Source organism: Streptomyces sp. NPDC002564 (assembly GCF_042889645.1).
Lineage (GTDB): Bacteria > Actinomycetota > Actinomycetes > Streptomycetales > Streptomycetaceae > Streptomyces.
Genome location: NZ_JBIARE010000008.1, coordinates 304,899 through 327,653 on the forward strand (window position 1 = coordinate 304,899; position 22,755 = coordinate 327,653).

Annotated in this window: 14 protein-coding genes; 8 read left to right on the forward strand and 6 right to left on the reverse strand. The window is 73.9% G+C overall.

Annotation, left to right across the window (positions count from 1 at the left end):
- The first annotated feature begins 7 nt into the window (after positions 1-7).
- The gene (locus ACFYXE_RS28005) at positions 8-4,636 is read left to right on the forward strand and encodes a hypothetical protein (RefSeq protein WP_389316746.1); all 4,629 of its coding nucleotides are present in this window, start codon (positions 8-10) and stop codon (positions 4,634-4,636) included.
- 21 nt (positions 4,637-4,657) lie between these two features.
- Here ACFYXE_RS28005 and ACFYXE_RS28010 read toward each other — a convergent pair whose 3' ends face one another.
- The 5 genes from ACFYXE_RS28010 to ACFYXE_RS28030 all read right to left on the reverse strand — a co-directional run bounded on the left by ACFYXE_RS28010 (position 4,658) and on the right by ACFYXE_RS28030 (position 11,677).
- The gene (locus ACFYXE_RS28010; protein WP_389316749.1) at positions 4,658-5,782 is read right to left on the reverse strand and encodes an aromatic ring-hydroxylating dioxygenase subunit alpha; all 1,125 of its coding nucleotides are present in this window, start codon (positions 5,780-5,782) and stop codon (positions 4,658-4,660) included.
- A 30-nt stretch (positions 5,783-5,812) separates the two neighbouring features.
- On the reverse strand, positions 5,813-6,967 hold the full coding sequence (gene solA, locus ACFYXE_RS28015; RefSeq protein ID WP_389316752.1) for an N-methyl-L-tryptophan oxidase: 1,155 nt from the start codon (positions 6,965-6,967) through the stop codon (positions 5,813-5,815).
- A 16-nt stretch (positions 6,968-6,983) separates the two neighbouring features.
- Positions 6,984-9,446, reverse strand: a complete 2,463-nt coding sequence (locus ACFYXE_RS28020; RefSeq protein WP_389316756.1) for an FAD-dependent oxidoreductase — start codon at positions 9,444-9,446, stop codon at positions 6,984-6,986.
- Positions 9,443-10,528: an S-(hydroxymethyl)mycothiol dehydrogenase gene (locus tag ACFYXE_RS28025; protein WP_389316759.1), complete on the reverse strand. Its 1,086-nt coding sequence runs from the start codon at positions 10,526-10,528 to the stop codon at positions 9,443-9,445. Before ACFYXE_RS28025 ends, ACFYXE_RS28020 begins: the two co-directional genes overlap by 4 nt.
- A gap of 318 nt (positions 10,529-10,846) precedes the next feature.
- Positions 10,847-11,677 carry an IclR family transcriptional regulator gene (locus ACFYXE_RS28030; protein WP_389316762.1) on the reverse strand — a complete coding sequence of 277 codons (831 nt, stop codon included), beginning with the start codon at positions 11,675-11,677 and terminating at the stop codon, positions 10,847-10,849.
- A gap of 190 nt (positions 11,678-11,867) precedes the next feature.
- Here ACFYXE_RS28030 and ACFYXE_RS28035 point away from each other — a divergent pair, with 190 nt between their 5' ends.
- Positions 11,868-12,215, forward strand: coding sequence for a bifunctional 3-phenylpropionate/cinnamic acid dioxygenase ferredoxin subunit (locus ACFYXE_RS28035; protein ID WP_389316765.1), 348 nt, complete (start codon positions 11,868-11,870; stop codon positions 12,213-12,215).
- Entirely contained in the window at positions 12,212-13,489 is a 1,278-nt protein-coding gene (locus tag ACFYXE_RS28040) for an NAD(P)/FAD-dependent oxidoreductase (RefSeq protein ID WP_389316768.1), read from the forward strand. The genes ACFYXE_RS28035 and ACFYXE_RS28040 overlap by 4 nt, the downstream gene beginning before the upstream one ends.
- Positions 13,490-13,544: 55 nt before the next feature.
- On the opposite strand, the gene ACFYXE_RS28045 is transcribed toward ACFYXE_RS28040, so the two are convergent.
- Positions 13,545-14,159 carry a hypothetical protein gene (locus ACFYXE_RS28045; protein ID WP_389316771.1) on the reverse strand — a complete coding sequence of 205 codons (615 nt, stop codon included), beginning with the start codon at positions 14,157-14,159 and terminating at the stop codon, positions 13,545-13,547.
- A 393-nt stretch (positions 14,160-14,552) separates the two neighbouring features.
- Here ACFYXE_RS28045 and ACFYXE_RS28050 point away from each other — a divergent pair, with 393 nt between their 5' ends.
- The 5 genes from ACFYXE_RS28050 (at position 14,553) to ACFYXE_RS28070 (ending at position 22,734) form a co-directional block, all read left to right on the forward strand.
- On the forward strand, positions 14,553-17,537 hold the full coding sequence (locus ACFYXE_RS28050) for a nitrate- and nitrite sensing domain-containing protein (protein ID WP_389316774.1): 2,985 nt from the start codon (positions 14,553-14,555) through the stop codon (positions 17,535-17,537).
- A complete protein-coding gene (locus tag ACFYXE_RS28055) occupies positions 17,534-17,974 on the forward strand; it encodes a roadblock/LC7 domain-containing protein (RefSeq protein ID WP_150165449.1) in 441 nt (146 codons plus the stop codon). Before ACFYXE_RS28050 ends, ACFYXE_RS28055 begins: the two co-directional genes overlap by 4 nt.
- Before the next feature lie 69 nt (positions 17,975-18,043).
- Positions 18,044-18,430: a DUF742 domain-containing protein gene (locus tag ACFYXE_RS28060; RefSeq protein WP_361170198.1), complete on the forward strand. Its 387-nt coding sequence runs from the start codon at positions 18,044-18,046 to the stop codon at positions 18,428-18,430.
- Between the two features lie 25 nt (positions 18,431-18,455).
- On the forward strand, positions 18,456-22,148 hold the full coding sequence (locus ACFYXE_RS28065; protein ID WP_389316779.1) for a hydantoinase B/oxoprolinase family protein: 3,693 nt from the start codon (positions 18,456-18,458) through the stop codon (positions 22,146-22,148).
- The gene (locus tag ACFYXE_RS28070) at positions 22,129-22,734 is read left to right on the forward strand and encodes an ATP/GTP-binding protein (protein ID WP_361170192.1); all 606 of its coding nucleotides are present in this window, start codon (positions 22,129-22,131) and stop codon (positions 22,732-22,734) included. The genes ACFYXE_RS28065 and ACFYXE_RS28070 overlap by 20 nt, the downstream gene beginning before the upstream one ends.
- The last annotated feature ends 21 nt before the right edge of the window (positions 22,735-22,755 follow it).

A 22,755-nucleotide genomic window follows, 5' to 3' on the forward strand; every position in this document is an offset into this window, starting at 1 on the left:
CGCCGCCATGTACGAGCTGTCCCGGGTCCGCCTCTACTCCATCGGTCCGGCCGGTGCGCGCTACGCCGACACCGTGCTCGACCTGCGCGGCGTCGGCGCGGAGGTCCCCGACCCCGCCCCGACCCAGGCGGAGTTCTTCGAGGAGGAGCCGGTCGGCCCGCCGCGCCGCCCCGCGCCCGCGGGCGTGCTCTTCCTGGAGAACGGCGGCGGCAAGTCCGTCCTGCTCAAGCTGATCTTCTCGGTGATGCTGCCCGGCCACCGCAACACCCTCGGCGGCGCCAGCTCCGGCGTGCTGCGCAAGTTCCTGCTCGCCGACGACTGCGGGCACGTCGCCCTGGAGTGGCAGCACACCCTGACCGGGGAGTGCGTCGTCGTCGGCAAGGTCAGCGAGTGGCGCGGCCGCCAGGTCTCCAACGACCCCCGCAAGTTCGCCGAGGCCTGGTACTCCTTCCGGCCCGGCCCCGGCCTCAGCCTGGATTCGCTGCCCGTCGCCGAGTCCACCGCCGTGCGCCCGTCGGCGGAGGGCGCCTCCGGAGCCCAGGGGCGGCGGCGCACCATGAAGGGCTTCCGCGACGCCCTGACCGACGCGGTCAAGGCGTACCCCCACCTCGAAGTCCACTGGGAAGAGATCCACGACCGGTGGAACGAACACCTCGGCGACCTCGGCCTCGACCCCGAACTCTTCCGCTACCAGCGCGAGATGAACGCCGACGAAGGTGAGGCCGCCGGCCTCTTCGCCGTCAAGAAGGACTCCGACTTCACCGACCTGCTGCTGCGCGCGGTCACCGACACCCGCGACACGGACGGCCTCGCCGACCTCGTGCACGGCTTCGGCAACAAACTCGGCCGCCGCGCCGAGCTGATGGCCGAGCGGGACTTCACCGCGGGCTCCGTCGACCTGCTCGGCCGCATCGTCGACGCCGCCGACACCCGGGCCCGCGCGCGGGACGTGCACGCGGGCGCCGAGCGCCGCACCCGCACCCTGGCCCGCAGGCTCTCCGCCCGCGCCGTCGCGGAGCGGGGCCGCGTCGCCGACCTCGCCGAGCAGGTCACCGCCGCCGCCCACACCGTCACCGAGGCCGAGCGGGCCCGCGGCAAGAGCGCCCTCATCTCCGCCGAACTGGCCTACCGGCACGCCTCCCTGGCCCTCACCGTCGCCGAGAAGGCCGCCGCCGCCCAGCGCCGCGAGCTCGCCGACGCGCGCACCCTGCACTCCGCCTGGCAGGCCGCCGAAGCCGTGCTGCGGCACCGCGCCGCCGCCGACCGCTCCGCGCGCGTCGCCGTCGCCATCCGCGAGGCCGAGCGGGACGCGGCACCCGCGCTCGCCGCCCGTGCCAAGGCCGCCTCCGACCTGGTCCGCGCCCTGCACACCGCCGCCGAAGGCGCGGAGAACCACGCCAACGAGGAGGAGGAGCGCTCCGCCGCCCTCCAGGAGACCGGCGAGGCATCCCACCGCGACGCCACCGTCGCCGCCACCGAGGCCCAGCGCGCCCGCAGCGAGGCGGGACACCTCAAGCAGCGCCTCGCCGAGGTCGAGCAGGAGACCGAGGAGGCCGTCCGCGCGGGCTGGCTCGACGACACCGCGCCCGACGCCGACCCGGCCCGCGCCGCCCTCGCCGCGAGCGACGCCGAGAAGACCACCGTCGCCGCCTGGGACACCGCGCGCGAGGCCGCCCGCCGCGCCACCGACCACGCCAAGGAGGCGGCCGCGGCCGAGGCCCGTGCCGAACTGACCGCCGCCCGCGCCTCGGACGCCGCGACCGCCGCCGGGACCGCCCACGACGCCGAGCGCCGCGCCGCCGAGGCCATCGCCCGCGAGGAGCGGCTCGCCGAGCTGCTCAGCCTGCCCACCGGCAGCGGCACCGTCCCGCTGCCCCGCCAGGGAGCCGACGCCACCGGGCCCGGCGCCGGCGCCCTGACCGTGGCGGAGCTCGACCGCTGCGCGGACGACCTGCGGGCCCTGCTCGACGAGGGCGTGGCCTCCGCCGAGCGCCAGCTGTTCGACCTGCGCACCGCGGCCGCCGACGACTCCCGCATCCTGGGCGCCCTCGGCGACGGCGGCCTGCTCCCGCCGGGCCCCGACGTCCTCGCCACCGTCGAGTTCCTCGGCGAGCACGGCATCCCCGCCCTGCCCGGCTGGCGCTACCTCGCCCAGGCCGTCGACCCCGCCGACCATGCGCGCGTGCTCGCCGCCCGGCCCGAGCTGGTGGACGGCGTGGTCATCACCGACCCCGACACGCACGCCCGCGCGCGGGACGCCCTCGCCGACGCCGCCCTGCTGCCCCGCTCCGCCGTCGCCGTGGGCACCGCCGCCGCCCTCCTCGCCCCCACCCCGGGCGAGCAGGCGGCCGACACCGGCGTCTTCCTCGTACCGCCGAATCCGGCCATGCACGACGAGCACGCCGCCGACGAGGAGCGCCAGGCACTGCGCGCCCGGGCCGGGCAGCGCGACGAGGAGATCCGGGCGCTGGCCGTCCGGCTCGGCAAGGACCGCGAGCTCGCCGCCCGCCTCGCCTCCTGGCGCACCGGCTGCCCGAGCGGCCGCCTGGCCGAACTGGCCACCGCCGCCGAGGAAGCCCGCGCCTTCGCCGAGGAGGCCGAGGCCGAGCTCGCCGAGGCCCGCACCGCGCGCGCGGAAGCCGACGAGGCGGCGGGCGAAGCGACCCGGGTACGGGACGAGCGGCAGGAGGCCGCCCAGCGCTCCCGCCGCGCCGCCGACGCCCTCGCGGGGCTCGCCTTCCGCCTGCGCGAGCGGGCCGGCTGGCAGGCCAAGCTGCGCGAACTGGCCGACGACGCCGTCGAGTCCGAGGCCCGCGCCCAGACCTGCCTGGACCGCGCCCGCGCCGCCGACGAGGACCGCCGCGCCGCCCAGCGCACCGCCGACGACGCCCGCCGCACCGCCCGCGCGCTGCGCGCCGAGCGCGCCGAGATCGCCGGCGCCCCCGAGGACGTGCCGGCGGACAGCGAGGCCCCCAAGTCGTCGCTGCCCGCCCTGCGCGAGGCCTACCGCGCGGCCTCCCAGCTCTACGAGAAGGTGGGCGTCGGCGCCGACCTGCGCGCCGAACAGGCCCGTGCCGAGAGCGACGAGAGCGCCGCCCTCGCCGAGCTCGACCGGCTCAGCAACAAGGTCCGCACCCGCGCCGCCCTCCTCCTCGAAGGCACCGACGGCTCCGACGGCCCGTCCCGCCAGGCCGCCGCCGCCCGCGCGGAGGCCCAGGTCCAGCTCATCGAGGCGCGTGCCGCCACCGCCAGCGAACAGCTCGGCCGGCTGCGCGGCGAGGCCGAGCGGCACGCCCCCGAGGACGGCGACGCGCACACCGAGCTCCCCGAGGAGCTCGTCCCCGCCGACGCAGAGCAGGCCCAGGTGCTGCTGCGCACGGCCACCGGCGAACTGGCCGCCCACACCGAAGCGCTGAGCCGCGCCAAGGAGGCCCACGCCGCCCTGCTGCACACCCACCGCGTCACCGAGGACGCGGCGGGAGGCTTCGACGAGACCGCCGCCCTGCTGCGCGACCTCCTGCGCGAACACCAGGAGGACGAGGCGGAGGAGGCCCCCGAGGCCTACCCGGGCACCCTCGAAGAGGCCCGCCAGTCCGCCGCCGAGGCCCGCCGCTCCCTGCGCGGCTGCGCCGCCGACCTGTCCACGGCCGAGTCCGCCGTCCGCGAGGCGAGCGACATCCTGGTGCGCCACGCCAACGCCACCCGCTACGAGCAGGTGCGCACCCCGGCCCGCCAGCAGATCCGCGAACTGCCCGCGTCCGCACTGCCCGAGCACGCCAAGAAGTGGGCCGACGCCTTCGCGCCCCGCCTGCGCGTCCTCACCGACGAGCTGGCGCAGCTGGAGCGCAACCGCGACAGCATCGTCGACCGCCTGCGCGGCCTCGTCGAGTCCGCGCTCGCCACCCTGCGGTCCGCACAGCGCCTCTCCCGGCTGCCCGAGGGCCTTGGCGAGTGGTCGGGCCAGGAGTTCCTGCGGGTCCGCTTCGAGGAGCCCGACCAGGCCACGCTCGTCGAGCGGCTCGGCGAGGTCATCGACGAGGCCACCCGCGCGGCCGTCAAGAAGAACTCGGACCTGCGGCGCGACGGCATGTCCCTGCTGCTGCGCGGCGTCCAGGCCGCCCTGGAGCCGCGCGGTGTCGCCGTGGAGATCCTCAAGCCGGACGCCGTGCTGCGCGCCGAGCGCGTCCCCGTCGGGCAGATGGGCGACGTGTTCTCCGGCGGCCAGCTGCTCACCGCCGCCATCGCCCTGTACTGCACGATGGCCGCCCTGCGCAGCAACGACCGCGGCCGCGACAAGCACCGGCACGCCGGCACGCTGTTCCTGGACAACCCCATCGGCCGGGCCAACGCGACGTACCTGCTGGAGCTCCAGCGGGCCGTCTCGGACGCCCTCGGCGTGCAGCTGCTCTACACGACGGGCCTCTTCGACACAACCGCGCTGGCGGAGTTCCCGCTGGTCATCCGGTTGCGCAACGACGCGGACCTGCGGGCGGGCCTGAAGTACATCAGCGTCGAGGAGCACCTGCGCCCCGGTCTGCCGCAGCAGGACCCGGACGGCGAGACGGTGCACGGGGAGATCACCGCGACGCGGATGTTCAAGCGGCCCGCCGCGCAGGCGGATCCGGTCGCTCCGTAGCGCGCCGGCAGGCGGGACGGCTCACCCCGTGGCGAGCTGTTTCGTCAGCCACTCGTGGAACAGCCCGATGTGGTGCTCGGTGGGCACCAGCACTCCGCCCGCGCGGTAGGCGCGTGACGCCATCGCGGGCTGGGTGCGCTCGCAGGCCGCGAAGTCCTGTGTGTTCACCCGGTGGAAGAGTTCCACGGAGTGGCTGAGGTCGGCGCCGGACGCGACGACGTCCGGCGCGTACAGCCAGTCGCACTCGACGACCGTGCGGTCCTCGGCCAGCGGGAACATCCGGTGCAGGATGACGTGGTCGGGGACCAGGTTGACGAAGACCGTCGGCTTCACGGTGATCGCGTAGTACCTGCGGTCCTGCTCCGGCGACACCGCGGGCAGCCGCCCGAAGCCCGCGCTGCCGTCGACGGTGAACCCGCCGACCTCGTCCCCGAACGCGGCGCCGTGCCCCACGTAGTACTGCGCGGCGAACCCGTCCGCGAACTCCGGCAGGACATCGGTCAGTTCGGGGTGGATGGTCGCGCAGTGGTAGCACTCCATGAAGTTCTCGACGATCAGTTTCCAGTTGGCGCGCACGTCGTAGCTGATGCGCCGGCCCAGGGCGAGGCGTTCGGTGCCGTAGCGCTCGATGGACGCCGCGTCGCCCAGGCGCTCCACGGCCGCGCCGACGACGGTCTCCTCGAAGGAGGGCGGCTCGTCGGCCAGGCACACCCAGGCGTACCCCAGCCACTCCCGCAGGGCCACCTTCACCAGGCCGTACGCGGTCCGGTCCACGTCCGGCATCTTCGTCAGGTTCGGCGCGGCGATCAGCTTGCCGTCCAGGTCGTACGTCCAGGCGTGGTAGGGGCATTGGAGAGTGCGGCGGACCTGGCCGGACTCCTCGGTGCACAGCCGGGCGCCGCGGTGCCGGCACACGTTGAGGAAGGCGCGCAGCTCCCCGGTGCGCGAGCGGGTGATCAGGACGCTCTCGCGTCCGACCCGCACGGTGCGGAAGGCGCCGGGGGCGTCCAGGTCGGCGCTGCGCACCGCGCAGAACCAGAGCGCCTCGAAGACGCGTTCCTGCTCCTGCCGGAAGATCTCCGGGTCGGTGTAGTAGGGGCCGGGGAGGGTCGCGATGAGACTGGGCGGCAGGGGCGTCGTCGTCACGGTTCTGGTACTCCTCGAGCGGTGGCGGGTTCAGGCGGGAGCGGCGGCGAGGCGGGCGGGATCGAAGAGGCCGACGGGATGCCCGGTCGCCCCGTCCAGGGCCAGATCGGCGACGATCTCCCCGACCACCGGCACGAATTTGAAGCCGTGCCCGGAGAACCCGGCCGCGACGGTCACCGAGCCGGGGTGCGCCGGGTGCCGGGCGATGACGAAGTGCTCGTCGGGTGTAGTGGTGTACATGCAGGTGGCGGCCTTGAGGAAGCGGCCGGGGAGGTCCGGGACGAGCTGCCCCACCTGCCCGGCCATGGCGGCGATCTCCTGGTCGTGGACGGTCCGTTCGATGGTCTCCGGGGTGCACGGGGTGCCCCGGCGGAAGAAGGCGACCTTGGCGCCGAGGCCGGGCCCGTCGATCGCGGGGAACCCGTAGACCTGCACGTCGTGCGGGTCCTCCCAGATGTAGATCGGGTGGCGGTCGGCGGCGAAGGGGCCCACGCCTCCGGTGGGTTCGAACCAGTACATGACTTGCCGTTCGACGGTGAAGGGCACGCCCAGGTCGGTCAGCAGGCCCGGCGCCCACGCGCCCGGGCAGATCACCAGGTGGCCGGCGGTGTAGACGTCCTCGGAGGTGTGCACGCGCACGCCGTCGCGGTACGGCTCCCAGCGTGTCATCGGCTCCTCGAAGTGCAGGTCGGCGCCCTGCCGGGTGGCCGTCTGCAGGTGTGCGGCCACGGTGTTCTCGGGCCGGAGGAGGCCGGCCCGCGCCTCGTAGAGCGCCACCTCGTCGTCGCGCGGGGTGAGGGTGGGGAAGCGGCGGCGGATCTCGCGTGCGTCGAGCATCTCGTGGGGCAGGTCCCACTGCTCGGCGGAACGCCGCGAACCGGCGACCGTGCGGCTGTCGGGCCGGCCGAGCATGACTCCGCCGCACAGGGTCGCGATGTCGCGGCCGGTGTCGCGTTCGAGCCGGTCGTAGAGCTCGTAGGAGCGCAGCAGCAGCGGTACGTACGCGGGGTCCTCGAAGTAGGACTGCCGGGTGATGCGCGAGCCGCCGTGGCTGGAGCCGCGCCGGTGCACCGGGCCGAACTTCTCCAGGCCCAGCACGCGCACGCCGCGCGCGGACAGGTGGTGCGCGGCGGCGCTGCCCATTCCGCCGAGGCCGATCACGATCACGTCGTAGGTGGGGGACACCTGTGCCTCCTGGCGGCTAGCGGCGGATCCGGGTCATCTCCGGGTCGAACAGGGGCTCTTCGGCGACGGTCGCGGGAACCTTCTCGCCGAAGTACTCGATGTGCACACCGGCGCCGGTCTCCAGCGGCGGCAGCCAGGCGTAGGCGACGCAGCGCCCCAGGGTGTACCCGTACGAGGCGCTGGTGACGTACCCGGCAGGGGCGCCGTCGACGTACACGGGTTCCTTGCCGAGGACGACGGCGGACGGGTCGTCGAGGAGGAGCGGGGTGAGCCTGCGCGCAGGGCGGCCGGGTGCATCCGGCCCGCCGAGCGCCTCCAGGGCCGAACGGCCCACGAAGTCACCCTTGTTCATGCGGACCGCGAAGCCGACGCCCGCCTCGTGCGGGTGGTGTTCGGTGGTCATGTCGTGGCCCCAGGCGCGGTAGCCCTTCTCCAGGCGCAGGCTGTTGAACGCGGACCGGCCGGCCGCGATCACGCCGTGCTCCTGCCCCGCCTCCCACAGGGTGTCCCACAGCCGCAGCCCCAGGTCCGCGCTGGTGTACAGCTCCCAGCCCAGCTCGCCGACGTACGACAGGCGCATGGCGGTCACCGGGACGTGCCCGATGCAGGTCTGCCGGGCCTTGAAGTAGCCGAACGCCTCGTGGGAGAAGTCGTCGCGGGTCAGCGGCTGGACGAGCGCCCGCGCGAGCGGGCCCCAGACGCCGACGCAGCAGGTCCCCGAGGTGATGTCCCTGAGGTGCACGTCGTCGGGTGCGTGGCGCAGCAGCCAGTCGAGGTCGGCGGGGGAGTTGGCGCCCACCTGGAAGAGGTCGGGGGCGAGCCGGGCCACGGTCAGGTCGGAGCGGATGCCGCCCGCCTCGTCGAGCAGCAGCGTGTAGGTGACCGCACCGGGCTTCTTGGCGAGGTTGTTGGAGGTCATGCGCTGCAGGAAGGCGAGGGAGCCGGGGCCTGCGACCTCCAGGCGGCGCAACGGCGTCATGTCGTAGAGGGCGACCCGCTCGCGGGTGGCGCGGGCCTCGGCGGCGGCGACGGGCGACCAGTGGCGGGCCGCCCAGGCGTCGCGCCCGGGCAGGTCGATGCCCTCGGCCAGGGGCGCGTTCGCCTCGTACCAGTGGGGCCGCTCCCAGCCGCCGCCCTCCAGGAAGACGGCGCCGAGCTCCTGCTGGCGGGCGTGGAAGGGGCTGACCCGTAGGGGACGCGGCCGGTCCATCGGCTGCAGCGGGTGGATGACGTCGTAGACCTCGACGAACTGCCGGGCGCCGCGCTCGGCCACGTACGCGGGGGAGCGCTGCGCGTCCTCGAAGCGCGTCAGCTCGCATTCGTGCAGGTCGAGCGAGGGGCGGCCGTCGACCATCCACTCGGCGACCGCCTTGGCGACCCCCGCGGAATGGGTGACCCACACTGCTTCGGCCAGCCAGAAGCCGCGCAGCGCACGGGCCTCGCCGAGCACCGGCATGCCGTCGGGCGTGAAGGAGAAGACGCCGTTGAAACCCTCCGTGATCTCGGTGTCCTTCAGGGCGGGGAGCAGCCCGCGGCAGTCCTCCCAGCTCGGCGCGAAGTCCTCCGGGGTGAAGGGGTACGAGGACGGCATGTCCTTCGCGTCGTCGTAGGCGGGCACCGTGAACGGGTCGACGGGCAGCGGCCGGTGGGCGTAGGACCCGATGCCGATGCGGTCGGTGTGCTCACGGAAGTACAGGTCGCGGTCCTGGAAGCGCAGGATCGGGCGCGATGCCTCCGTGCGCGGGTCGTTGGCCCCGGCGAGCTCGGGCAGGGGTGCCGTCTTGGCGTACTGGTGGGCGAGCGGCAGCAGCGGTACGTCCACTCCGGCCATCCGTCCGATGACCGGCCCCCAGAATCCGGCGGCCGAGACGACGTGGTCGGCGGGGAAGGTGCCGCGGTCGGTGACGACGGCGGTGACGCGGCCGCCGTCCCGCTCGATGCCGGTCACCGTGTGCCGGTCCAGGAAACGGGCGCCACGCGCGCGTGCCCGTTCCCGTTGGGCCCGGCAGGCGGGCACGGCGCGGGCCAGGCCGTCGTCGGGCGTGTACAGGCCGCCGAGCACCTTGCTCTCGTCGAGGAGCGGCCACAGTTCCTTGCAGCGCGCGGGGCCCACGAGCTCGGCGTGGATGCCCCAGGACGCGGCGAACCCGGCCTTGCGGTGCAGGTCGGCCCAGCGCTCGGGCGTGGTGGCGAGCTCCAGGCCGCCGACCGGGGTGAAGCAGGGGAGGCCGTCCGCCTCCAGGGCGCCGAACTTCTCCACGGTGTACGCGGCGAAGGCGGTCAGCGTCCTGGAGGGGCCGGTCCGGAAGACCAGGCCCGGCGCGTGCGAGGTGGAGCCGCCCGGCGCGGGCAGCGGTCCCTGGTCGAGGACGGTGACGTCGGTCCAGCCGCGGGCGGTCAGCTCGTCGGCGAGGGAGCAGCCGACGATGCCGGCGCCGATGACGACCACGCGGGGCCCGTGGGGGAGTACGGCGTTCACAGGACCACCACCGATCGCAGCACCTCGCCCCGGTGCATCCGGGCGAACGCCTCCTCGACCTGGTCGAGCGGGATCGTTTCGGAGACGAAGGCGCCGAGGTCCAGGCGGCGGCTGAGGTACTGGTCGACCAGGATCGGGAAGTCCCGGGTGGGCAGGCAGTCGCCGTACCAGGACGACTTGAGGGCGCCGCCGCGCGAGAACAGTTCGATCAGCGGCAGGTCGACGACCATGTCCGGGTCGGGCACCCCGACCTGCACGAGCACGCCCGCGAGGTCGCGCATCGCGAACGCCTGCCGGTACGTGGCGGGGATGCCGACCGCGTCGATCGCGACGTCCACCCCGTGCCCGCCGGTCAGGTCGCGGACCGCGGAGACCGGGTCCGTGCCACGGGAGTTGACGGTGTGCGTCGCGCCGAACCGGGTCGCGCCGTCCAGCTTCGCGTCGTCGATGTCGAGGGCGATGACCCGGCGGGCCCCGGCCAGGGACGCCCCGGCGATCGCGGCGTTGCCGACCCCGCCGCAGCCGATCACGGCGACGGTGTCGCCGCGGCCCACCCCGCCGGTGTTCACCGCGGCCCCGTACCCGGCCATCACGCCGCAGCCGATCAGGGCGACCGCCTCGGGGCGGGCCGCCGGGTCGACCTTCACGGCCTGCCCCGCGGCGACCAGCGTCTTCTCGGCGAACGCGCCGATGCCGAGGGCCGGGGTGAGCGGAGTGCCGTCCAGGAGGGTCATGGGCCGGGCGGCGTTGCGCGAGTCGAAGCAGTACCAGGGGCGGCCGCGCAGACAGGACCGGCACGAGCCGCACGGCGCGCGCCAGGCGATGACGACGCAGTCGCCCGGGGTGAGTTCGGCGACGTCCGGGCCGACCGCCTCGACGGTACCGGCCGCCTCGTGGCCGAGCAGGAACGGGAAGTCGTCGTTGATCGCGCCCTCCCGGTAGTGCAGATCCGTATGGCAGACCCCGCAGGCCTGTACGGAGACAAGTACCTCTCCCGGGCCGGGATCTGGCACGACGATCGTCTGCACCTCGACGGGTGCGCCCTTCTTCGGGGCGACGACGGCACGGACCTCGTGGGGCACGGCCAGGCTCCTCTGCTGTTGCGCACGGCGTGACGTTGTTGTTGCGTACTGCACGTTCGGTTGCGCTATGGGAGACATACTGAGAACGCCATCAAGAGGCCGTCAAGGGGGCGTGGGCAAGCCGTCGTACGGGGACGGGAGCGCTGGGAAGCGTGCACGGGGCGCACACGGGCGGAGCCCGCGGACGCACGAGGGCGGGGCCGGGATCACCCGGCCCCGCCCTTCATGCGTGTACGCTGCAGCGCTTCCCGCGAGGGGCCGTACGGGCGCGGTCCGCGCCGGCCTGCGCGCCGCCGCGCGAGGTGTCCTGAGGGTCCCTCAGAACCCGTAGCCCATCCGCCGGGAGAGGTCGACGGCGGACGCGACGGTGCGCTTGGCGAGCTCGGTGAGCCGGTCCTCGGTCACCCGGTAGACGGGCCCCGACGCGCTGAGCGCGCCGATCACCTTGCCGTCGTGCGCACGCACCGGCGCCGCCACCGCGGCGAGGCCCACCTCCAACTCCTCGACGGCGACGGCGAACCCCTGCTCCACGACGGTCTCCAGCTCGCCGCGCAGCGCCGCCGTGCCGGTCACCGTGTGCTCGGTCAGACGCGGCAGGCTGCGGGCCATCAGTCCCTCGCGCAAGGTCGTCGGCAGGTGCGCGAGCAGCACCTTTCCGCTGGAGGTGGCGTGCAGCGGGGTGCGCCGGCCCAGCCAGTTCTGCGCGGTGACCGAGGCGGGGCCGCGGGCCTGCATGATGTTGACCGCCGCGTCGTCGTCCAGGACCGCGATGTTGACCGTCTCGCCCAGCTCGTCCGCGAGTTCGCGGCAGACCGGGGCGCCCTCCTGGGAGATGTCCATGCGCACTGCCGCCGCCCCCGCGAGGCGGAGTACGCCCGCGCCCAGGAAGTACTTGCCGCGGTCCTTCGCCTGGCCGACGAGACCGCGGTTCTCCAGCACGCCGAGGAGCCGGAACGCCGTCGACTTGTGCACGCCCAACTCATCGGCGATCTCGGTGACTCCGGCCTCGCCGTGCCGCGCGAGGATCTCCAGGACGCTCACCGCACGGTCCACGGACTGGACGGATCCGGCTGCTCCCTTCGCCTGCTTCTCCCGTGGTTCGCCCCGCGGGGCCCTGCTCTGATCAGCCTGTTTCCGCTCGCCCGTCATATCTGAACTCTCACCACCTGGCGGCCTGTTGAAGCCGCGTCTTCGGGAAGCCCTTGACGCGATGGGCGCCCCACCCGGATTCTGTTGCGCATAGCGCTCTCTCGTGCGCCATGCGAAACATCATGTTACCGAAGGGTCTTGGTCCCCGAAGGGTCCATGACCGGGCCGAATCACACCAAGAGGGGGGCCCATGATCCCCGTATGCCGCCTTGCCGACCTCCCCGAGGGCGAGTCCGTCCGACTCGACACCACACCGCCCGTGGCGGTGTTCCACGCCGAGGGCGAGCTCTTCGCCATCGACGACACCTGCAGCCATCAGGACGCTTCCCTGTCCGAGGGATGGCTGGAGGGCTGCTTGGTCGAATGCCCTCTGCACGCCGCGACATTCGATCTCCGCACCGGCAGGCCCACCTGCCTGCCCGCCCGCCGACCGGTGCGCACCCACCAGGTGTACGTCGAGGACGGCGTCGTCCTCGTCCGCCTGGCCGGCGACGGGCTGGTCGCCCGGGCCGCCCCCGAGGAGGGATCCGCGGCATGAGGACCGTCGTCGTGGTGGGCGCCTCGCTCGCCGGCCTGTACGCGGCGCGGGAGCTGCGCGCCCAGGGCTTCGACGGCCGCCTGGTCGTCGTCGGGGCCGAACCGCACGCCCCGTACGACCGGCCGCCCCTGTCCAAGGGATTCCTGACCGGGGAGGCGGACGAGGGGCAGCTGGCCCTGTCCGACGCGGAGGAGGGTGCGGAGCTCGCCGCCGACTGGATCCTCGGCGCGCGGGCACGGGCCCTCGACACCCGCGGGCGCACGGTCGTCCTCGACGACGGGCGCACCCTGGCGGGCGACGGCGTCGTCATCGCCACCGGCGCGTCCGCCCGCCGCCTGCCGGGACCTCCGCTCGCGGGCGTGCACACCCTGCGCACGCTGGACGACGCCCGCGTCCTGCGGGCCGAACTGACCGCGGGGCCCCGGCGCGTGGTCGTGATCGGCGGTGGATTCATCGGCGCCGAGACCGCCTCCTCGTGCGTGGCGCTCGGTCATGACGTGACGGTCGTCGAGGCCGCGCCGCTGCCGCTCGTGGCCCAGCTCGGGCCCGCGATGGCGGCGGTGTGCGCCCGGCTGCACGCGCGCGGCGGGGCGCGCCTGCTGACCGGTGCGGGGGTGGCCGCGCTGCGTGGCTCGCCGGGAGCGGCCGCGCGCTCGCGCGGTGGCGCCCCCGATCCGGTCACCGCCGTGGAGTTGTCCGACGGCCGCCTGCTGCCCGCCGACGTGGTCGTGGTCGGCATCGGCGCCGTGCCCCGCACGGACTGGCTCGCCGGCTCGCCCCTCGCCGTGGACGACGGTGTGCTGTGCGACGACGGCTGTGTCACCGCGCTGCCGCAGGTCGTCGCGGTGGGCGATGTCGCCCGGGTGGGCGGGGCCCGCGCCGAGCACTGGACGAGCGCCACCGAGCAACCTCGTACCGCCGTAAGGAACTTGCTCGCGGGACGCACCGTCGAGACGGCCCGGCCGCTGCCCTATTTCTGGTCCGATCAGTACGGCTCGCGCCTGCAGTTCGCCGGGCGGCGGGTCGAGGGCGACACCGTGCGCGTCGTCGAGGGATCGACGGACGAGGGGGACGAGGGGGGCCAGAGGGGCGAGGGGGACGGCGCAGGCTTCCTCGCCGTCTACGAACGCGCGGGACGGACCACCGCCGTCCTCGCGGTCGACCGGCCCCGCCCGTTCATGAAGGCCCGCCGGGCTCTGAAGGCCGCGTGGTCGCAGGCAGGTGCGCCCCACCCCGCCGAGGCGGGACGCCCCCAACAGTCCGCGGCGGTCTGAGACCGGCCCGCCCGGCCCGGGGCGTGCGGACAACGCTTCCCTCGGTCCGGGTCCTTCAGGAGTGGGAGAGCCGACCCGACCCGCCGTGCGTGGGTATGCGCTCCTTGCCGCGCTCCGCACTCCGCGCCTGACGACGCGCGCGGCGCCGCTCCCGGCGCAGCCGCCGCGCCGTGCTGCTCGGGGCCGACACCACCCCGTGCCGCTGATTCCACACCTGGCGGGTCACCCACACGTCGAGCACGCCCCAGGTGGCCACGACCGTGCTCGCCACGCTGCTCAGCACCATGGGGAAGGAGAGCCAGGACCCCGCGAGCGCGGCGAGGACGGCGACCATCGCCTGCACCAGGGTGACCGCCACGATGATCACGGCCCGCACCGCGGACGTCCGCACCGGATCGGGCAGCCGCCGCCTGCGGGCAGGCTCCTCGACCCACAGCGGCGGCCGCTGGGACGCGCCGTCGCTCTCCTGGGCCGCGCTCTCGGGCCCCCGCGCGGTGCCTGCCGATCCCCGCGGCGCTCTCCCGCGTCCGGCGGGTTCTTCCCACGCTCTGCCCGGCGCCTGCGCGCTCCCTGCCTCCGCGATCCCGGCCGCACCGCTCCCGGGCGCCCCGCGGCGCTCTGTCGTGCCCATCATGTCGTTGCTCCCCCAGCTGCCCTGCGGCCGTTCCATGAGACACCCCCTGGACCAACTCACCAGTGGCTGCCCGCTCTCCTGCGTTACATGCCGCCTGCCCGGTGACATGCCCCCAATGCGCTGCTCTCTTCCCGAAGGACGAACGGCAGATCGGAAAGATTCCCGTTCCGGTTCCGCGCAGCGAAGAAATTCGGCCAACTGGCGTGCCGCACCCGGCGGATGAGGTCGGACAACCCATGCCACGTGCTGGGACGCAATCTCCCGTAATGGAGGGACAACTGCGGACGTCCTTTTCGCGTCACGGCCGAAAAGCGTTCGGATGCGCCTTCGAGTTGCCCGTGGGTGAGTAGTAGGCTCGCGCCGTTTGTTGACGCACATGTGTGCCCCTGGCCCGTGCAACGGCCGCAGGGGGCCGATCTGGGGGAGGCCATGCGCTTTCGCGGGAAGTCCATCCGCCGGAAGATCGTGGCGCTGCTGCTCGTGCCGCTGCTCTCCCTCACCGCCATCTGGGGCTTCGCCACCGTCATCACGGGACGCCAGGCACTGAGCCTGGTCGACACCGTGAACGTGGTCGACAAGCTCGCCTACCCGGTCGAGGACACCGCGCGCGTCATTCAGCAGGAGCGCCGCCAGACCCTCGTCTACCTCGCCGACCCCCGTGGCTCGGACGCCCTGGCCGCGCTGCGCCGCAGCCGGACCGCGACCGACGACATGATCGCCAAGATCCGGTCGAACGCCGAGGACCCCGACGTCCGCGAGAGCGTGAGCGGGGAGTCAAGGAGGGGCCTCGACGAGCTGGTGGAGGCCTTCGACGGCATCGACCCGCTGCGGCGGAGCGTCGAAGAGGGCACGATCTCCCGGGCCGGCGCCCTGAAGATGTACACGAAGCTGATCGACCCCTACTTCAACCTGCTCAGCACCCTCAACGGCTTCTCCGGCCTCGACGACATGCAGTACGACCAGCAGGGCCGCGCGCTCGTCGGCGCCACCCGCGCGCGTGAGCTGCTGGCCCGCGAGGACGCGCTGATCGGTTCCGCCCTCGTCGCGGGACGGCTCACCAAGTCCGAGATCCGTCAGGCCACCGAGCTCCGGGCGCAGCGCACCCTCCTCTTCGAAGTGAACTTCGCCCAGCTCCCCGAAGAGGACCGCGGCCGCTACGAGCGCTACTGGAACGGCGCGGAGACCACCCAGCTCCGCAAGGCCGAGAACGACATCATCGAGGGCGGCGCGGGCACCCCGCGCACGGTGACGTCCGGCAGCTGGGACCAGGCGGCGGGCCGCGTCCTCAAGCAGCTGTCCGAGAGCAACATCGAGGCGACCGACCGCTTCCAGGACCGCGTCGAGCCGGCCGCCGTCGGCGTCATCGTCCGCGTCATCGCCGCCGGCGTGCTCGGCCTCCTCGCGCTGCTGGTCTCCCTCTTCCTCTCCGTGCGCATCGGCCGCGGTCTCGTCCGCGACCTGCGCCGCCTGCGCCTGGAGGCCCACGAGGCGTCCGGCGTCCGGCTGCCCGGCGTGCTGCGCCGGCTCGCGGCGGGCGAGCAGGTCGACGTGGAGACCGAGGCGCCCCGGCTGACCTACGGCAAGGACGAGATCGGCCAGGTCGGCCAGGCCCTCAACACCCTGCAGCGCGCCGCCGTCGAGGCCACCGTCAAACAGGCCGACCTGCGCCGCGGCGTCTCCGAGGTCTTCGTCAACCTCGCCCGGCGCAGCCAGGTCCTGCTGCACAAGCAGCTCACCCTCCTGGACACCATGGAGCGCAGGACCGAGGACACCGACGAGCTCGCCGACCTCTTCCGCCTCGACCACCTGACCACGCGCATGCGACGGCACGCCGAGGGCCTCGTGATCCTCTCCGGCGCCGCCCCCTCCCGCCAGTGGCGCAAGCCCGTCCAGCTCATGGACGTCGTCCGCGCGGCCGTCGCCGAGGTCGAGGACTACGAGCGCATCGAGGTGCGCCGCCTGCCCCGCATCGCCGTCACCGGCCCCGCGGTCGCCGACCTCACGCACCTCATGGCCGAACTCCTGGAGAACGCCACGGTGTTCTCGCCGCCGCACACGGCGGTGCAGGTCCTCGGTGAGCACGTCGCGAACGGCTTCACCCTGGAGATCCACGACCGCGGCCTCGGCATGGCGCCCGACGCGCTCCTGGACGCCAACCTGCGCCTCGCGGAGACCCCCGAGTTCGAGCTGTCCGACACCGACCGGCTCGGCCTGTTCGTGGTGAGCCGCCTCGCCCAGCGCCAGCGCGTGCGGGTCTCGCTGCAGCCCTCCCCGTACGGGGGCACGACCGCCGTCGTCTTCATCCCGGAGTCCCTGCTCACCGACGACGTGCCCGACACCGGGGGCGTCGGCTTCCGGCTCGACCGGGCACAGGCCAAGGAGGTCGTGTCCGGCACCGACCAGGCGGCCGACCGCACCGCGGCCCTCGCCCAGGTCCCCGTCCAGCTGCCCGGGCTGCCCGCGTCCGTCCTCGACGGGCCCGTCGAACTGGAGGCGCCCGTCGGCCTCGCGGACCTCGACGCCTTCCCCGGCGCCCTCGACGACGAGGACAGCGAGCGCGGCGGCCTCTTCCGGCCGCGCCGCCGGGTCGCCGGCACGCCCGTCGAACAGCACCAGCAGGCCCGCGACGACCGCGAGGCGGGCCGCCCGGAGCCCACCCGCCGCGACACCACGCCCGCCCGCCTCGACGACGAGGCCGAGGACGAGCACGCGGGCGGACCCGTGCCGCTGCCCCGCCGCAGGACCCCGAAGCTGGTCCGCTCGAACGGCCGCCCGGTCACGCACTCCAGGCCGCAGGACAGCCGGTTCCCCGAGGGCCGGACGCCGGAGGGCCGGACGCCGGAGGGCCGCACGGAGAGCAGGCCGCAGGACAGCCGCTTCCCGGACGACCGGACCGACCGGCCGCTGGCACCGGCCGCGGAGGACGACACCCCGCAGCGCCCGCAGGCACAGCCCGCCTGGCCCGACCTGACCCCGCCGCACCGCAACGTGACGGCCGTCGACGACGACGGGGCACCGGAGCTCCCGCGCCGCGCCCGCCGCACCGCGACCCAGGACCGCACCACCCAGGACCGCACCACCCAGGACCGCGCTCCCGGCACCGGCCTCCGCCCGGCGGCGCCCGCCCCCGCGGCGGACCCTGGCCGGGACCGGAGCGCCACCCCGGCCGCCCCGGGCGGACTGCCCCGCCGGGTCCGGCAGGCCAGCCTCGCACCGCAGTTGAAGGACGGACCCGAGCACCGCCCCGACCGCGCCGCGACCCGGCCGGAGGAGGAGCGCGACGCGGACGAAGTACGCAGCCGCATGGCCTCGCTGCAGCGGGGCTGGCAGCGAGGCCGCGAGGAGAACGCCGCGGGCGACGACGCCACGAACGGCACAGCACCAGGAACCACATCCGAGGGGGACGGTCGATGACCGCACCGAATGCCGACGCACGCACCACCACGACCGGGGGCCGGGGAGAACTCAACTGGCTCCTCGACGACCTGGTGCAGCGCGTCGCCAGCATCCGCAAAGCGCTCGTGCTCTCCGGGGACGGCCTGCCGACCGGTGTGTCGAAGAACCTCACCAGAGAGGACAGCGAGCACCTCGCCGCCGTCGCCTCCGGGTTCCACAGCCTCGCCAAGGGCGTCGGCCGGCACTTCGAGGCGGGCCGGGTCCGCCAGACCGTGGTCGAGCTGGACGACGCGTTCCTCTTCGTCACGGCCGCGGGCGACGGCAGCTGTCTCGCCGTCCTCGCCGACGCCGACTCCGACGTCGGCCTGGTCGCGTACGAAATGACGCTGCTGGTCAAGCGGGTGGGCGTGCATCTGGGGACCGCTCCGCGCACGGATCTGCCCGCCGGGGGGTAGTGGGAGGTCATGAATGACGACCGACGCGGGACGAAGAGAACGACAGAGGCCACGCGGAGATTAGCGGGAGTGCAGGAGTCACCCCGCTGGTTCGACGACGACGCGGGACCCGTGGTGCGGCCGTACGCGATGACGCGCGGCCGCACCACGAGCGTCGGGCAGCACCGGCTCGACCTCATCGCGGTCGTCATCGCCGAGGCGCGCGCCTCGGGCGTCCCGGAGGCCGACAAGACGCTCTCCCCGGAGCACGTGGACATCGTCGAGCTCTGCCGTGACACGCCGCAGTCGGTCGCCGAGCTGGCGGCCGAACTCGATCTGCCCATCGGCGTGGTGCGCGTGCTCATAGGCGACCTCGTCGAGGACGAACTGGTGCACGTGACCCGCCCCGTACCCCCCGCCGAGCTGCCGGACGAGAGTATTCTGCGCGACGTGATCAACGGCCTCCGGGCGCTCTGAACAGCGCGGAAGCGGGAGTGAGAACGTGACTGGCTGGCAGTTCTGGGTCGACAGGGGCGGCACCTTCACCGACATCGTCGCGCGCCACCCGGACGGCGGCCTGCGCACCCACAAGCTGCTCTCCGACCACCCCGCCCGCTACCGCGACGCGGCCGTCGCCGGCATCCGCGAACTGCTCGACGAGGTGACGCCGGAGGCCGGCGGGCCCGGCCCGCGCGTCGACGCCGTCCGCATGGGCACCACCGTCGCCACCAACGCCCTCCTGGAACGCACCGGCGAACCCACCGCCCTCGTCATCACGCGCGGCTTCCGCGACGCCCTGCGCATCGCCTACCAGAACCGCCCGCAGATCTTCGCCCGCGAGACCGTCCTGCCCGAACTCCTCTACGACCGGGTCATCGAGGTCGACGAGCGCGTCACCGCCGAAGGCGACGTCCTGCGCCCGCCCGACCTGGAGAGCCTCGCGGGAGAGCTGCGGCAGGCCTACGACGACGGCATCCGCTCCGTGGCGGTGGTCTGCCTGCACAGCCACCTGTATCCCGGCCACGAACAGGCCGTCGGCGCACTCGCCGAGCGCACCGGATTCCCGCAGATCTCGCTCTCCAGCGAGGTCAGCCCCCTCATGAAGCTCGTCCCGCGCGGCGACACCGCGGTCGTCGACGCCTACCTGTCACCGGTCCTGCGCCGCTACGTACGGCAGGTCGCCGACGAACTGCACGGCGTGCGGCTGATGTTCATGCAGTCCAACGGCGGCCTCACCGAGGCCGGGCAGTTCCGCGGCAAGGACGCGATCCTGTCCGGGCCCGCGGGCGGCATCGTGGGCATGGCCCGCATGTCGAGCCTGGCCGGCTTCGACCGCGTCATCGGCTTCGACATGGGCGGCACCTCGACGGACGTCTCGCACTACGCCGGTGCGTACGAACGGGTCTTCACCACCCGGATCGCCGGGGTCCGGCTGCGCGCCCCGATGCTCGACATCCACACCGTCGCCGCGGGCGGCGGGTCCGTGCTGCACTTCGACGGCAGCCGCTACCGCGTGGGCCCCGACTCGGCGGGCGCCGACCCCGGCCCCGCCAGCTACCGGAACGGCGGCCCGCTCACCGTCACCGACGCCAACATCGCCCTCGGACGCGTGCAACCCGGCCACTTCCCCCGGGTGTTCGGGCCCGACGGGGACCAGCCCCTGGACGGCGACCTGGTCCACGACCGGTTCGCGGCGCTGGCCGAGGAGATCCGGACGGCGACGGGCGACGACCGTACGCCCGAGCAGGTGGCCGAGGGCTATCTGCGGATCGCGGTGGCCAACATCGCGGGCGCGATCAAGCGCATCTCGGTCCAGAAGGGCCACGACGTCACCCGCTACGCCCTCACGACCTTCGGCGGCGCGGGCGGCCAGCACGCGTGCCGGGTCGCCGACTCGCTCGGCATCCGCACCGTCCTCGTACCGCCGATGGCCGGGGTGCTCTCCGCCCTCGGCATCGGTCTCGCCGACACCACGGCGATGCGCGAGCAGTCCGTGGAGACGCCCCTGGAGGCGTCGTCCATGCCGCACGTCCTGAAGACCGCCGACGACCTGGAGAGCGCCGCCCGCGACGAACTCCTCGCCGAGGACGTCCCGAAGGACCGCATCCGCGTCACCCGCCGCGCCCAGCTCCGCTACGACGGCACGGACACCGCCCTGACCGTGCGGCTCACCGACCCGGACGCCATGACCCGGGACTTCGAGGACCTGCACCGCACCACCTACTCCTTCACCCTGGACCGGCCCGTCGTCGTCGAAGCGCTCTCCGTGGAGGCCACCGGCGTCACCGCACCGCCGGACCTCTCGGCCCTCGCGCACGCGGCGACACCGGGACCCCCGCGGCAGGTGCGCCTGCACACGGCGGGCGCCTGGCACGAGGTCCCGCTGCACCGTCGCGAGGAGCTGCCGCCCGGCGAGAGCGTCACCGGACCGGCGATCATCACCGAGGCGGGCGCCACGACGGTCGTCGACGACGGCTGGCGGGCGGCGACGACGGACACCGGGCACCTGCTCATGGAACGCGTCGCCGCACCGGAGCGTTCCACCGCGGGCACCGCCGCGGACCCCGTGCTCCTCGAAGTCTTCAACAACCTCTTCATGTCCATCGCCGAACAGATGGGCGCCCGCCTGGAATCCACCTCCCAGTCGGTGAACATCAAGGAGCGGCTCGACTTCTCCTGCGCGCTCTTCGACCCCGACGGCAACCTCGTCGCCAACGCCCCGCACATCCCCGTGCACCTGGGCTCGATGGGCACCAGCGTGAAGGAGGTGATCGAGCGCCGCGGCCGCGCCATGCGCCCCGGCGACACCTACGCGGTCAACGACCCGTACCACGGCGGCACCCACCTGCCCGACGTCACCGTCATCACCCCGGTCTTCGACCGCCCCGGCGAACCCGGCCCGGCACAGGGCGAACCCGGCCCGGCACAGCAGCGGATCCTCTTCTACGTCGCCTCGCGCGGCCACCACGCCGAGATCGGCGGCATCGCCCCCGGCTCCATGCCGGCCGACAGCCGCACCATCGACGAGGAGGGCATCCTCTTCGACAACTGGCTCCTGGTGGAAGGGGGCCGCTTCCGCGAGGCGGAGACGCGCGCCCTGCTGACCGACGCCCCCTACCCCTCGCGCGGCCCCGACACGAACCTCGCCGACCTGCGCGCCCAGATCGCCGCCAACCAGAAGGGCGTCGACGAAGTCACCCGCATGATCGACGACTTCGGCCTCGACGTGGTCCAGGCGTACATGAAGCACGTCCAGGACAACGCCGAAGAGGCCGTACGCCGCGTCATCGACGTCCTGGAAGAGGGCGAGTTCGCCTATCGAACCGACTCGGGCGCCACGATCGACGTCCGCGTCACCGTGGACCGCGACGAGCGCACGGCGACCGTCGACTTCAGCGGCACGTCGGCCCAGCTCGCCACCAACTTCAACGCCCCTTCAGCGGTCGTCAACGCCGCCGTCCTGTACGTCTTCCGCACCCTCGTCGCCGACGACATCCCGCTCAACGACGGCTGTCTGCGCCCGCTGCGCATCGTCGTGCCCCCGGGCTCGCTGCTCGCCCCGCGGCCACCCGCCGCCGTCGTCGCGGGGAACGTGGAGACCTCCCAGGCCATCACGGGCGCCCTCTACGGCGCCCTGGGCGTGCAGGCCGAGGGCTCCGGCACGATGAACAACGTGACCTTCGGCAACGACCGCCACCAGTACTACGAGACCGTGGCCTCCGGCTCCGGAGCGGGCGACGGCTTCGACGGGGCACCGGTCGTCCAGACGCACATGACCAACTCGCGGCTCACCGACCCCGAAGTCCTGGAATGGCGCCTGCCCGTCCTCCTGGAGGAGTTCGCCGTGCGGCACGGCAGCGGCGGCGGCGAGCGCTGGCGCGGCGGCGACGGCGCCGTGCGCCGCATCCGCTTCCGCGAGCCGATGACGGTCTCCACCCTGTCGCAGCACCGCAGGGTCGCACCGTACGGCATGGCGGGCGGCGCCCCCGGAGCGCTCGGCGCCAACCGGGTCGAACGCGCGGACGGCACCGTCGTGGAGCTCGGCGGCAGCGACTCCGCGGACCTCGGCCCCGGCGACGTACTCGTGATCGAAACCCCCGGCGGCGGCGGATACGGACCGGCCCCGCGCGACCCCCATGATCCACGCGACCCCCATGATCCAGGAGAAGTGAGCGATGATCTTCAGGCGTTCTGAGCGCGACAAGGCCCCGGTCGAGCCGGTCACGCTGAAGATCCTCGTGGCGGGCGGCTTCGGTGTCGGCAAGACGACCCTGGTCGGCGCGGTCAGCGAGATCAAACCGCTGCGCACCGAGGAGACCCTCAGCGAGGCCGGCCGCCCCGTCGACGACACGCGCGGTGTCGCGGGCAAGCACACCACCACGGTGGCGATGGACTTCGGCCGCATCACCCTGCGGGAGGACCTGGTCCTGTACCTCTTCGGCACGCCGGGACAGGACCGCTTCTGGTTCCTCTGGGACGAGCTGGCCACCGGCGCGCTGGGCGCCGTGGTGCTCGCCGACACCCGCCGCCTGGAGGACTGCTTCGCCGCCGTCGACTACTTCGAGCGGCGCTCCATACCGTTCGTCGTGGGCGTCAACTGCTTCGACGGCGCTTCCCGCTACCCCGCCGACACCGTGCGCCAGGCACTCGACCTCGACCCCGAGGTGCCCGTCGTGCTGTGCGACGCGCGCGACCGCGAGTCGGTCAAGGAGGTCCTCATCGACGTCGTCGAGCACGCGGCCGCCGCCGCGGCGAAGGCCCGGCAGCCCGCCACGACCTAGCGGGCGCGCACAGCGGCCCGT